We start from the raw sequence: 12,133 nt of genomic DNA, 5'->3' as shown, positions 1-12,133 counted from the left end.
CCGGAACAATCGACGTGCCAGCGCGTAACCGCTGCGAAACATCAAGAGAGGCGAGAGCAGATCATGGCCCATTCCGATCACGGCATCGTCAAGGACAAGCGGGCGGAGGAGCAGCCGCGCGACAAGCGGCGTGCGCAGTCCGTGCACAGGACGGATCCTAAAGGTTCGCCGTCGCGGGAGGCGACACGCGATCCCAAGCTGAGCGATGATAGTAAGACGCCAGGCTCCGGCGCGATGCCGGACGGTTCGAGCGACGCTACGGGTTAGCGCTTACGAGGAACGAATTCCCGCGCGAAGAGTCGACGGATTGCTTCCGGTTGTCATGCCCCCGGTGCGCCGGAAGCAATCTCCAAGGACGGCCCTGGCACCCCCGTGCCAGGGTCGTTTGTTTGTGGAGCGTCCTATGGCTTAGTTCTCGGTCCCGCCGTCGGGATCGCCCTGAGTATGTCCGTCAGGTCCGCGGCCAAATACGCCGAAGCTGCTCGACTTCACGCCGGCTGCCGCATCGACGCCCACGGCGGCGAGCCCGAACTTGAGGAGTTCGCGGACAGCTGCCGCCCGTGTCGGCATGCGGTGTTTGAACCGGAAATCATCGATGGCGGCCAATTCTTGTGGCGAGAGCATAACCTGAAGGCGCTCGGCGCGAAGGTCGTTCATGGTCAAACACGCAAATTGAGCAAGTTGAGTAGTTTACTCAATCGACGAATTTGGCGGGAGTTCCACAAGAGTCGAAATAATCACCAAATGAGTAAGAATAGCAAATAAAATCAATAAGTTAATATTGAAACCAGTCGTGTGCTGGCGCATTTCCCATGCGAAGGGAGAGAGGCCATGACAGAGGACGTCAGGTTGCCCCGCAAGCTTTCCGAAGAGGCAGAAGCATCGAAGCCCGTGCGCCCCAGCCATCAGAAGGTGATCGAGGAGGTGGAGCGCTGGGCGAACAGCCCGGGCCTGCAGCCACCGAGGACGGAAAATGCGAAGACGTTCTGAACCACACACATTTGAGCAACGGCTCGAGGCGCAGAGGGTGCGGCTCGAGCACGAGATGGCGAGGCTGCCGGACGGGCGGCAACGCGATTGCGTTGTTGCACGTCTCGAACAGCTCCAGACTGCCGCCGAGATGTACGATTTCCTGATGCTACGGCAAGAAACTCCAACCCCTCGCTGATCGCGCCCCGCGTTCGGGCTGCCGGCGGCCCGAGGTGACGCGAAGCTTCCGCCTCAGCCACCATGCCGACACGGACACCATGGCCCAAGCCAGAATGGCGGCGGCGAATGCCCCGGTGATGCTCGCCGACACCACGACGTAGAAGACCGCTGCGAACGCTGCGAGGCCAATACTTCCGAGGCCGGCGCCCGCCGCGTCCAACGCTGCAGCCTGCTGCCCGCGTCTTCGCCCGCTGAGGCCGGCTTTTTCCTTGGCGCGGCGTTCATGGCGCTCGATCAACGTCGCGCTGGCGCAGAGGATGGCGGGAAGCGCGAGAAAGAGTCCGCCGATCGCAACGCCAAAATGGCTGCCGATCAGGCCCGCCGCTACCGTCGCGAGGCCGCCCAGCACGAAACGCGCCGCGTACTCATACCAATGCGTCTGCTTCAGCGCGGATGATGACAGCTTGACCAGCATCAGGCGGCGCCTCCGAACCCGGCAAGCAACCCGAAGGCGACCACGAGCCAAACCGCAAATGCGAGAATGGTGGCCGGCAGCGTGGCAAGACGAAATCTCATCAGGAGGTGGCAGACGGCGAGGCTGTAGCAGCCGAGGGCGACCGCGCCATAGATCATGGTCCAGCTATCCGCCGCGGCATATTGCGGGCCGTGCTGAACGACTGCGATGCCAAGCGTGGCGAGTGCGACCGACGGCGCCGCACCGAGAAGCCCGGCAAAGCTCTTCGGCCGCAGCATGTCGCCGACGATCGCGAACGCGGAGACGATCAGGCCGCCGGCGACGAAGCGCACGAGATATTCCGTCATGGCCGTCCCCGCGAGGCTGGAGGCCGCTGCTGCCGTGACTTTGCCAGCGTGAACGGCCTGAATAATCGCTCGACGACGATGCCAAGGGTGAAGCCCGCCACCACGTCGCTGGCCCAATGTGCAAGCACCACGACGCGCGTCAACGACAAGGCCACGGCAAGGCAGCGCACCAAGCGGCGCGGGACCGGCGGCAACAGGCCGGCGGCCGAGGCGAGGGCGCCCATGTGCACGGCGTGACCTGAGGGAAACGCATCCCGCGGGCGCCCCGAATAGGGAATCCCGCGCCGGTGGCCGCTAACCGTCAGACGGTCCGGCCTCGTCTGATCAAACAAGGATTTCAGAGCATGCGGCAGCACGGCCGTCGCCAGCGATACCATCAGCAAGTGATCGGCGATGCGACGCTTCTGCGGTTGCTGTAGCCGGGTGTAGAGCCATCCTGCCGTGGCGAGCGCGACGAGCACATGCTCGTCGGCACCCCAGGTCAATGTCTGGGCGACATGCTCGAGTCCCGAAGTGGTGTTGTGCGCGATCTCGTTCGCGATCGCCGCGTCGATCCGGGTGGGTTTGATTGCTACGAGCGCCATCAGTCCGCCGGCGAGAAGTCCTCCATGTCAGTTTTGTAAAACTCGGAGACAAAGAAGGTTCCTCAGTTTCAATCGCGTGGTATCAGCCCGCCGCGCCGCGACTATGGCTGTCCGGCTCCGCCGGCGGAGCCATACACTTGCCCGGTTGCATAGCTTGCGTCAGCCGCGGCAAGCTGCACGTAGATCGATGCCAGCTCGACCGGCTGGCCGGGACGACCGAGCGGTGTCATGCCGCCGAACTTTTCCAGCTTCTCCATCGTGGCGCCGCCGGAGACCTGGAGCGGCGTCCAGATCGGTCCGGGCGCGACGCCATTGACGCGGATGCCCTTGGAGGCGAGCTGCTTGGCCAGTGACTTCACATAGTTCATCGTCGCCGCCTTGGTCTGCGCATAATCATAGAGATCCGGCGAGGGATCGTAAGCCTGCTCGGAGGTCGTGCCGATGATGCAGGAGCCCGGCTTGAGATGCGGCAGCGCTGCCTTGATGATCCAGAACGGCGCGTAGACGTTCGTTTTCATGGTGGCGTCGAAGTCCTCCGACGAGACGTCGAGGATGGAGGCGCGCGTCTGCTGCCGCGCTGCGTTGTTGACGATGATATCGAGCCCACCGAGGCCTTGCACGGCCTGCTCGACCAGCTGCTTGCAGAAGGCCTCGTCCTTGAGATCGCCGGGGATCGCGAGCCCGGTGCGCCCTTCCTTCCTGATCAGCGCGATCACTTCCTGCGCATCGGGCTCTTCCGCCGGCAGATAGTTGATGGCGACATCGGCGCCTTCGCGCGCATAGGCGATCGCGGCGGCGCGGCCCATGCCGGAATCGCCGCCGGTGATCAATGCCTTGCGGCCGGCGAGCCGGCCGGAGCCCTTGTAGCTGGTCTCGCCATGATCCGGCCGCGGCTCCATCTTGCTGGCAAGGCCCGGCCAGGGCTGCGCCTGCTTCTTGAACGGCGGCTTCGGATAGCGGCTGACGGGATTGATCAGGTCGTGCTCAGCCATGGACGTATCTCCTTTAGCCGTCGAGGCGGCCAGCGAAGCCGCCGCGAATGTTGGCTCGCGGCGTGGACGACGTGCCGGCGGGATATCGAGGTCGTGTCTTGCTGCGCCATGAGGATCTCCGCGATTCTGTGATCCAACGTGCGGAGAAGGGCATCGTTGCTGAGACGAGGAGGACGCCGGCAGAGTCGGCGTCCCCGGTCGAGACCTACTTGGACTGACCGACGCTCGGCGCCTTACCGAGCTCCTTGGCCATGTCGAGATGGTGCTTGAGCGCCGGCAGCGTCTTGCCGGCCCAATCCTTCAGTGCGGCATTATCGCCGCCCTTGGCATAGCGGTCGAACAGGGAGACGGCGTCCTGATGGGCGCTGACCTGGTAGGAATTGTAGTCCGAGCTGAAGTCCTTACCGGTTGCGCTCTTGAGCTTGTCGAGCTTGCTTTGGTGCGAGCTGTCGAGCGCCGTCGGCAGCGTCGCCTGGACCTTGCCGTTGCCAACCAGTCCCTTCAGCTCGCCGCTGGTCTTGGTGTGATCGGTCACCATCTGCTGGGCGAAGGATTTCTTCTGCGCATTGCCCTTCTGCTCGGCGAGCTTGCTCGACTCGATCTCGAACATGTCGCTGATGGCGACCTCCTTGACGAAGTCGGCGGTCGTTGGCGCGACGCCGAGCGCCGAATTGACGCCGGTCTTCTCGCCCAGCGATTGGGCCAATGCGGGGCCTGCAAGAAGCACGCAAGCAACGGCGACAATGGTTCGTTTCATGGTCCGATCCCTCTAATTGGTTGCGCAGCCACTTGCCGCGCCATGTTGCGCCGATCAACACGCCGCAAGGGCCGAGGTTCCTAGCGGACTAGTCCGTTGGATGGCGCCCCGTGCGCGGATTGATGGGATCGGTCGGCTTGCGTCGAAGCCGCTCGGGCAGAAACGCCTCGGCCGGTGCGGCGGTGGCGTCGGCACGCACGTCGGCATGACGCTGTGCCCGCTCATGCGGCGTCCGGTTGTCGTTGAAACGCCACTTCACGTCGACGCCGTCGACGGGGTCGTTGACGCCGTGCTGGATGTCGCGGAAGTCACTCATGGTTCACCTCATTGCTTTCCGGCCAGAATCGATTCGAGCACCTGCCGCGCAGCTCCCTTGATCATCCCGCTCTCGTTCGGATCGCCCTTCATCAGAGCAAGCGAGAAGTTCTTCGCCTGCTGCAAGGTGATGTGCGGCGGCAGCGGCGGCACCTCGGGATCGGTTTTCACTTCCAGCACGACAGGCATATCGCTCGCCAGCGCCGCCATCTCCTCGTGCCGCGCCTGCACGAAATTCATCTTGCTTTCGGCCCGGCTCATCGCGCCGAACACGCCGTTGATGCCGTCTCCGGGATAACCGAAGATTTGGCGCACGCCCCATTGATGCAGGCGCCGAACGATGAAGTCGGAGACGGTCTGAGACATTGCGCGTGGCTCTCCAGGTTCGAACCCAGTTAGCCTCAGAACCTGTTGCCTAAGGCGATGTTCCCTGGCGCTTGCGGAACACACGCGCCGGAACGATCGCTGACCCCTCGCGGTTGATTCACAAATGGCTGAGTGGAGAATTACGATGCTGAATCAGGGCGAACTGGACCGGAACGAGATGGGCCGCCTGATCGGGAGCGACAAGGTCGAGGGAACATCGGTCTACGGGGCCGATCGAAACAGGATCGGTTCAATCGAACGCGTGATGATCGACAAGATCACTGGCAAGGTCTCTTACGCAGTGCTTGGCTTCGGCGGATTTCTCGGCCTCGGCAATGATCACTACCCATTGCCCTGGCAGTCGCTGAAATACGACACCGAGCTTGGCGGCTATGTTACCGCAATTACCGCGAAGGATCTGGAAAGCGCTCCAAAATACGGCGAAAAGACCGAGTGGAACTGGAGCGATGACGCTGCTGTACGCGGTATCAATGCCTATTACGGCGTCCCCTTCGTGTAGCAAAAGGACGATGCGATGAGCAAGGAACGGCCCACCGACGATCCCCGGGATCGGAACGACTGGGGCTCGCACAGACAGACGGACAAGCCCTGGAAGGGCAATCCGGAGAAAGAACAGGTCTCGAACAAAGAAGTAAAGCCCGATCTCGAGAAGTGGCACGAGACCAAGACGCACTAGTGGTGCGCATTTTCCCGTAAGACCATCGAAGCGTGGCACGCCAGCGCCGCGCTTTTTTGCTGCACCGTGTTCACGAATGGCAGCGGCGTTCCAGCAAGACGGAACCATGCTTCTGCGCTGTGGTTGGGCTCCCGGCGCGCGAGCTCGGCTCAATCGGCTCGCGGCCGGTAGTCCCGAGAAAAGGTGTTCAGCGTGGATGCTCAAACCCGGGAGCGTGGGCCGTCCGCGGAGCAGCCGCAGAGGGCGAAGGAAGCTCCGACCACGAATCCTGATCAAGCCCGCGACGTCAAAGACCAGCCGGACAAGCCGGCGCCGCCGTTGCGCGCGCGGCTTCGCGAGCATTGGCTGCTCACAACTGGCGGCGCCATTTTGCTGATCGCGGCGCTGGTCGGCGGTCTGCTTTATTGGCTTGAGATCCGCCATTACGAATCCACCGACGACGCTTTCGTCGCCGCGCGCAGCTTTTCCGTGGCTTCGAAGGTGGGTGGCTACGTGACTGACGTTCCGGTCACGGATAACCAGCACGTCAATGCAGGAGATCTGCTCGCCAAGATCGACGAGCGCGACTACCGGATCGCGGTCGACCAGGCCAACGCGCAGGTCGCGGTCTCCAAGGCGAACATCGACAATGTCGAGGCGCAGATCGTTTCGCAGGAGGAGCAGATCAAGCAGGCCCAGGCTCAGCTCGAGCAGGCGCAAGCCCAGCTCCAGTTCTCGCAGGAAGAATTTGCGCGGGCGCAGGATCTGGTCGAGAAGGGCGCCGGCACCGTGCAGCGCCAGCAGCAGACCCGTTCCGATCTTCAAGCCCAGCAAGCCAACACAGAGCGCGCGAGGACCGCAGTCACGGCGGCACAACTCGGCATCAAATCGCTGCAAGCGCAGCTCGAAGGCGCCAAGGCGCAGCTGGAGCAATCGCAAACGCAGCTCGATCAGGCCAAGCTGAACCTGCAATATACCAGCGTCGTTGCCGCGCAGTCCGGCCGCGTCGTCAAGCTGAGCGGCGCCAAGGGCACATTCGTCACCGCCGGCCAGAGCCTGATGATGTTCGTGCCCGACGAGGTCTGGATCGTCGCCAATTACAAGGAGACGCAGCTCAACGACATGCGTCCGGGTCAGCCGGTGGAGATCCGCATCGATGCCTATCCCGGCCGCAAGCTGACCGGCCACGTCGATTCGGTGCAGCCGGGCTCGGGCACCGCGTTCAGCCTGCTGCCGGCGGAGAATGCCACCGGCAACTACGTCAAGGTGGTACAGCGCGTGCCGGTGAAGATCGTGATCGACAATTGGCCGCCCGATCTGCCTGTTGGTCCCGGCATGTCGGTCGTGCCCTGGACCAGGGTGCGATGACGGACGTCACGCAAGGCGGCGCGTCCGCCGGCGGCTGGTCGCCGGAGCGTTCAGCGGCGGGCGGGCACAATCCCTATCTGATTGCCTTCGTGGTCTCGATCGCGACTTTCATGGAGGTGCTTGACACCACCATCGCCAACGTCGCATTGCGCCACATCGCCGGCGGGCTCGCGGTCGGCATCGACGAGAGCACCTACGTCATCACCAGCTATCTCGTCGCCAACGCCGTCGTGCTGTCGATCTCGGGCTGGCTATCGACCGTGATGGGACGCAAGCGCTTCTACATGATCTGCGTCGCGACTTTCTCGGTGGCCTCGCTGTTGTGCGGATCTGCCTGGAGTTTGCAGTCGCTGGTGCTGTTTCGCATCCTTCAAGGCCTCGGCGGCGGCGGCATGGCGACCAGCGAGCAGGCGATCCTTGCCGATTCGTTTCCGCCGCAAAAACGCGGCCAGGCCTTCGCCATCTATGGCGTCGCCGTCGTGGTCGCCCCAGTGATCGGCCCGACGCTCGGCGGCTGGATCACCGACACCTATTCCTGGCATTGGGTGTTCCTGATCAACGTGCCGATGGGTCTGATCTCGCTGTTCCTGGTCGGCACGCTGGTCAAGGAGCCGTCGGGCGCGGAAGAGGAGAGGGCGGAGCTGCTGAGCAGAGGCCTGCGCGTCGACTACATCGGCTTCCTGCTGGTCGCGATCGGGCTCGGCGCGCTCGAATTCGTGCTTGACGAAGGTCAGCGCAATGATTGGTTCGGATCGAACATGATCCTGTTCTTTGCACTTCTTGCCGCCTTCTGCCTGCTCGCATTGATCCCATGGGAGTTGATGCGGGATGATCCGATCGTCGACATCCGCCTGATCGGCAGGCGCCAGTTCGGGTCCTGCTTCCTGGTCATGCTCGGCACATTCGCGGTGCTGATCTCAACGACGCAGCTATTGCCGCAGCTTTTGCAGACGGAGCTGGGCTATACCGCCATGCTTGCAGGATTGGTGCTGTCGCCGAGCGGCGTCGTGACGATGATGTTGATGCCGGTGGCGGGACGACTAGTCACGATCGTGCAGCCCAAATATCTCATCATGTTCGGCGCTGCGACTGCCGCACTTTCCATGTGGCATCTGACCGGGCTTACCGGGGAGATCACCTACGGCTATGCCGCGCTGGCGCGAATCTATCTCGCGGTCGCTCTTCCGTTCCTGTTCCTTCCGGTGACGACGGCATCCTATGACGGCTTGCCACCCGAGAAGACCAACCAGGCCTCCGCCCTAATCAATGTCGCGCGCAATATCGGCGGCTCGATGGGGGTTGCGCTGGCGCAGACGCTCCTGGCTCAGCGCCAGCAATTCCATCAGAGCCGTCTGATCGAGCACGCTGCGCCCTCGGATCTCGGCTACCAGCAGACCATCGACGCGATGACGCGCTACTTCCAGGCCCAGGGCTCGAATGCGAGCGATGCGGCGTCACAGGCGATCGCCTGGGTCGGCCGCACCTTGCAGCAGCAGGTCGATCTGCTCGCCTATATCGACGTGTTCTGGATGCTCGCGATCGTCGCTGTACTGATGATTCCCACGGCGGCGGTGCTGCGCCCGATCGATTTGAGCGCGCCGGCGCGGGGGCACTGACGCGCCCTCCACCCGTCCGGAGAGAAATGGTGACCGTGGCACGAGACTGCGGCTAGACTGAACCTGACACCAGGCAAAATTCCGGGAGGAGAAACTAAGTGAAGACCGCGATCACCGAACTGTTCGGCATCGAGCACCCGATCATCCAGGGCGGCATGCATTTCGTCGGCTTTGCCGAGCTGGCTGCCGCCGTCTCCAATGCCGGCGGGCTTGGCATCATCACCGGGCTGACGCAGAAGACGCCCGAGCTGCTGGCCAAGGAGATCGCGCGCTGCCGCGACATGACGGACAAGCCGTTCGGCGTGAATCTCACCTTCCTGCCGACCTTCTCGGCGCCGCCTTATCCGGAATACATCGCGGCCATCATCGAAGGTGGAATCAAGGCGGTTGAGACCGCGGGCCGCAGCCCGGAAGCATACATGCCGGCGCTGAAGGCGGCCGGCATCAAGGTCATCCATAAGTGCACTTCAGTCCGCCACTCGCTGAAAGCAGAGCGGATCGGCTGCAACGCCGTCAGCGTCGACGGGTTTGAATGCGGCGGCCATCCCGGCGAGGACGACATTCCCAACATGATCCTGCTGCCGCGCGCTGCGGAAGAATTGAAGATCCCGTTCGTCGCCTCCGGCGGCATGGCCGACGGGCGCAGCCTCGTCGCGGCGTTGTCGCTGGGCGCAGCCGGCATGAACATGGGCACGCGCTTCATCGCCACCAAGGAAGCGCCGGTGCATCAGAACGTCAAGAATGCGCTGGTCGCCGCCACCGAGCTCGACACCCGCCTGATCATGCGGGCGCTGCGCAATACCGAGCGCGTCCTGAAGAACGCCAATGTCGACCGTCTGCTCGAGATCGAGCGCGAGAAGGGCGCCAAGCTCACGATCGACGACATTCACGACCAGGTCGCGGGTGTCTATCCCAGGATCATGCTGGATGGTCAGATGGACGCGGGCGCCTGGAGCTGCGGCATGGTCGCAGGCCTCATCCACGACATTCCCTCCTGCAAGGAACTCGTCGACCGCATCATGAGCGAGGCGGAAACCATCATCCGCAGCCGCCTGATCGGGTTCCTGGATGGGACAGGGACGACGCGAAAGGTCGCCTGACATCGCCAAACTTCTTAACCACGGCGGCAATTGGCCGCTGGAATTGCGCGCGACGCCTCCTAAATACGGGTAAATTGCCCCTTTCATAATCGATTTCAGGAGGCGTCCGTGGTCCTGAAAAGCGTTCCCTTTGCAATTGCCGTGGCCCTCGTGCTCGGAGGGGCGGGCATCGCGCGCGCTGACGACTACAAGCCTGACGAATATCTCGGTCTCGATCTGTCCAAGGCTGTGCTATCGCCCAAGCGGCTCGGTCCGGAGACGAAATTCGCGCCGGTCGCTTTGGAGGCACGCGGCGGCAACGAGGCGCAGGCGCGCGCCGAGCCGATTGACGTGCCGAGGAAGGTTGCCGCTGAACGCGTGCACGTGGCCGAGCCCAAGGTCGGCCATGCCCGGAGCGCCCAGCCGCGCGGTGCGGCGCGCACCAAACTCTCACGTCGTCACGGCAATCCGCTGGACGCGCAGGCAAGGGACACGCGCATCCAGACCTGGCCGTGCCGCTCCGGCGGCATCTGCAACTGGAAGCGCTAGCTCATAGGCGTCATCCCTGCGTCGCAAAACCGTAGGCGCGCAGTCAAGAAACCGTAAGCTGGAAGTCAAGGAGCGCAGGCACCTTCCGTCGCGATTCGACGAAGGTTTCCTGAATGGCAACGCTCCGCGCCGCGCGGGCATGGACCCGGCGGCAATTTTTGGTTCGCTCGACCTCCAGCCTCGCCATCGCCTCGCTTGGGACGCTCGCAAAGCCGCATCTCAGCCGCGCCGCCGATCGTCCGCAGATCACGAGCGGCATCCAGTCCGGCGATGTCTCTGACGGCGCCGCCGTGATCTGGGCGCGCGCCGACCGGCCGGCGCGGATGCAGGTGGAATGCTCGACCGTCGAGAGTTTTAAGACGATCATTGCGTCGGCTTCGCGAGATGCGCTGCCCGATGCCGACTTCACTGCAAAGCTGCTGCTGAACGATCTGCCGCCCGGGCAGGACATCTTCTATCGCGTGCGCTTCGACGATATTGCGACCGGTATCGCCGGCGAGAGCCGCATCGGCCATTTCCGCACAGCACCGATCGCGGGCCGGTCGATCTCGTTCCTGTGGTCCGGCGATACCGCGGGACAGGGCTGGGGCATCGATGTCTCGCGCGGCGGATATCGCAGCTATCGCACCATGCTCGACAACCGCCCGGATTTCTTTATCCACTCCGGCGACCACATCTACGCCGACTGCACCATTCCCTCCGAGCAGAAGCTGCCGAACGGCGAAATTTGGCGCAACATCGTCACCGAGGAAAAATCCGAGGTCGCGCACACGCTGGCGCAATTCCGCGGCAATTACAAATACAGCCACCTCGACGAACACTTCCGCGCCTTCCATGCGGAGGTGCCGATGTTCGCGCAATGGGACGATCATGAGGTCACCAACGACTGGTCGCCGACCGGCAGCTACGACGCCGCCGGTTATGAGGACGACGGCACGCCGCTCCTGGTCGCGCGCGCCCGCCGCGCCTTCTTCGACTTCATGCCGATCCGCGACATCGGCGCGCAACGGGGCCGGGTCTATCGCAAGATCGCTTACGGCCCTCTGCTCGACGTCTTCATGATCGACATGCGCAGCTATCGCGATGAGACCTGGAACAAAGGAAACGACGATCGCGGCTGGATTCTCGGCGCTGAGCAACTCGCCTGGCTCAAGCGCGAGCTCGCCGCCTCGCGCGCAACCTGGAAGGTGATCGCGGCCGATTTGCCGATCGGCCTGATCAGCCTCGACGCCGTTGCGCTCGGCAATGGGCCGCCCGACCGGCGCGAGCACGAGATTGCCGATCTGCTGGCGTTCATGAAGCGCGCTGGAATCCGCAATATCGTCTGGCTCACCGCCGACATGCACTACACCGCCGCGCACTACTACGATCCGAACAAGGCGCAATTCCAGGATTTCGATCCGTTCTGGGAGTTCGTCTCCGGCCCGCTGCATGCCGGCACCTGGGGGCCGGGCGAGCTCGATGATACGTTTGGTCCGGTCGCTATGTACCAGAACGGCTGCAGCGCGGCGCAGGGCGAGAATCTCGCTCCCTGCTTCGGCCTGCAGTTCTTCGGCCGGGTCGACATCGACGGCCGCAGCGGCGTGATGACCGTGACCCTGAAGGACGTCGACAACCGTGACCTTTGGTCGGTCGATATCGTGCCGCGGCCGCCGGCCCGACCGGCTGTGGTGGCGCAGCATTCGTGAGGGACGACCGCACTGAGCCCTGATCGTCATGCCCGGGCTTGTCCCGCGCATCCACGTTCTTTGTGCCGCGGGGCAAGGCGTGGATGGCCGGGTCAAGCCCGGCCATGACGATGGGGAAGCATCGTGCGCCCCAAAGCTAACCCGATCTTGCTTGGCCGCCCGGCGCCGCCCG

17 protein-coding genes are annotated in these 12,133 nt (G+C 63.5%); 9 read left to right on the top strand and 8 right to left on the bottom strand.

All coding sequences use genetic code 11. The features are described 5' to 3' along the window. Positions 1-63 precede the first annotated feature (63 nt). Positions 64-267, top strand: coding sequence for a hypothetical protein (locus tag ACNJX8_RS30085; protein WP_439357702.1), 204 nt, complete (start codon positions 64-66; stop codon positions 265-267). 141 nt (positions 268-408) lie between these two features. Here the strand turns inward: ACNJX8_RS30085 and ACNJX8_RS30080 are convergent, their stop codons facing one another. Continuing rightward, complete coding sequence (locus tag ACNJX8_RS30080) at positions 409-657, bottom strand: hypothetical protein (protein WP_164939091.1); 249 nt, start codon at positions 655-657, stop codon at positions 409-411. A 174-nt stretch (positions 658-831) separates the two neighbouring features. Here ACNJX8_RS30080 and ACNJX8_RS30075 point away from each other — a divergent pair, with 174 nt between their 5' ends. Then, complete coding sequence (locus ACNJX8_RS30075) at positions 832-990, top strand: hypothetical protein (protein WP_439357701.1); 159 nt, start codon at positions 832-834, stop codon at positions 988-990. Between the two features lie 148 nt (positions 991-1,138). Here ACNJX8_RS30075 and ACNJX8_RS30070 read toward each other — a convergent pair whose 3' ends face one another. The 7 genes from ACNJX8_RS30070 to ACNJX8_RS30040 form a co-directional block, all read right to left on the bottom strand. Beyond that, positions 1,139-1,624 carry a hypothetical protein gene (locus tag ACNJX8_RS30070; RefSeq protein ID WP_439357700.1) on the bottom strand — a complete coding sequence of 162 codons (486 nt, stop codon included), beginning with the start codon at positions 1,622-1,624 and terminating at the stop codon, positions 1,139-1,141. Next, on the bottom strand, positions 1,624-1,971 hold the full coding sequence (locus ACNJX8_RS30065; protein WP_128935336.1) for a DUF3147 family protein: 348 nt from the start codon (positions 1,969-1,971) through the stop codon (positions 1,624-1,626). The genes ACNJX8_RS30070 and ACNJX8_RS30065 overlap by 1 nt, the downstream gene beginning before the upstream one ends. Further along, the gene (locus ACNJX8_RS30060; protein ID WP_439357699.1) at positions 1,968-2,555 is read right to left on the bottom strand and encodes a phosphatase PAP2 family protein; all 588 of its coding nucleotides are present in this window, start codon (positions 2,553-2,555) and stop codon (positions 1,968-1,970) included. Before ACNJX8_RS30060 ends, ACNJX8_RS30065 begins: the two co-directional genes overlap by 4 nt. Positions 2,556-2,656: 101 nt before the next feature. Further along, positions 2,657-3,547, bottom strand: a complete 891-nt coding sequence (locus tag ACNJX8_RS30055) for an SDR family oxidoreductase (RefSeq protein WP_439357698.1) — start codon at positions 3,545-3,547, stop codon at positions 2,657-2,659. Positions 3,548-3,752: 205 nt separating this feature from the next. Further along, a complete protein-coding gene (locus tag ACNJX8_RS30050; RefSeq protein ID WP_439357697.1) occupies positions 3,753-4,304 on the bottom strand; it encodes a DUF4142 domain-containing protein in 552 nt (183 codons plus the stop codon). 88 nt (positions 4,305-4,392) lie between these two features. After that, entirely contained in the window at positions 4,393-4,620 is a 228-nt protein-coding gene (locus tag ACNJX8_RS30045) for a hypothetical protein (protein WP_439357696.1), read from the bottom strand. An 8-nt stretch (positions 4,621-4,628) separates the two neighbouring features. Continuing rightward, positions 4,629-4,985, bottom strand: a complete 357-nt coding sequence (locus ACNJX8_RS30040) for a thiamine pyrophosphate-binding protein (protein WP_439357695.1) — start codon at positions 4,983-4,985, stop codon at positions 4,629-4,631. Positions 4,986-5,130: 145 nt separating this feature from the next. Here ACNJX8_RS30040 and ACNJX8_RS30035 point away from each other — a divergent pair, with 145 nt between their 5' ends. The 7 genes from ACNJX8_RS30035 to ACNJX8_RS30005 all read left to right on the top strand — a co-directional run bounded on the left by ACNJX8_RS30035 (position 5,131) and on the right by ACNJX8_RS30005 (position 11,961). Then, the gene (locus tag ACNJX8_RS30035) at positions 5,131-5,505 is read left to right on the top strand and encodes a PRC-barrel domain-containing protein (RefSeq protein ID WP_128935330.1); all 375 of its coding nucleotides are present in this window, start codon (positions 5,131-5,133) and stop codon (positions 5,503-5,505) included. A gap of 15 nt (positions 5,506-5,520) precedes the next feature. Continuing rightward, positions 5,521-5,682, top strand: coding sequence for a hypothetical protein (locus ACNJX8_RS30030; protein WP_164934628.1), 162 nt, complete (start codon positions 5,521-5,523; stop codon positions 5,680-5,682). A gap of 192 nt (positions 5,683-5,874) precedes the next feature. Then, positions 5,875-7,029: an HlyD family secretion protein gene (locus ACNJX8_RS30025; protein WP_439357694.1), complete on the top strand. Its 1,155-nt coding sequence runs from the start codon at positions 5,875-5,877 to the stop codon at positions 7,027-7,029. Beyond that, a complete protein-coding gene (locus ACNJX8_RS30020) occupies positions 7,026-8,645 on the top strand; it encodes a DHA2 family efflux MFS transporter permease subunit (RefSeq protein ID WP_439357693.1) in 1,620 nt (539 codons plus the stop codon). Before ACNJX8_RS30025 ends, ACNJX8_RS30020 begins: the two co-directional genes overlap by 4 nt. 98 nt (positions 8,646-8,743) lie before the next feature. Beyond that, a complete protein-coding gene (locus ACNJX8_RS30015) occupies positions 8,744-9,745 on the top strand; it encodes an NAD(P)H-dependent flavin oxidoreductase (RefSeq protein ID WP_439357692.1) in 1,002 nt (333 codons plus the stop codon). Positions 9,746-9,853: 108 nt separating this feature from the next. After that, on the top strand, positions 9,854-10,273 hold the full coding sequence (locus ACNJX8_RS30010) for a hypothetical protein (RefSeq protein ID WP_439357690.1): 420 nt from the start codon (positions 9,854-9,856) through the stop codon (positions 10,271-10,273). A gap of 113 nt (positions 10,274-10,386) precedes the next feature. Then, the gene (locus ACNJX8_RS30005; protein WP_439357689.1) at positions 10,387-11,961 is read left to right on the top strand and encodes an alkaline phosphatase D family protein; all 1,575 of its coding nucleotides are present in this window, start codon (positions 10,387-10,389) and stop codon (positions 11,959-11,961) included. Positions 11,962-12,133 lie beyond the last annotated feature (172 nt).

Source organism: Bradyrhizobium sp. SPXBL-04 (genome assembly GCF_051853035.1).
In the GTDB taxonomy this organism is placed as follows: Bacteria; Pseudomonadota; Alphaproteobacteria; order Rhizobiales; family Xanthobacteraceae; genus Bradyrhizobium; species Bradyrhizobium zhanjiangense.
Note: the sequence above shows the minus strand (reverse complement) of the source record. Positions and strands in the feature narration are given on the sequence as shown.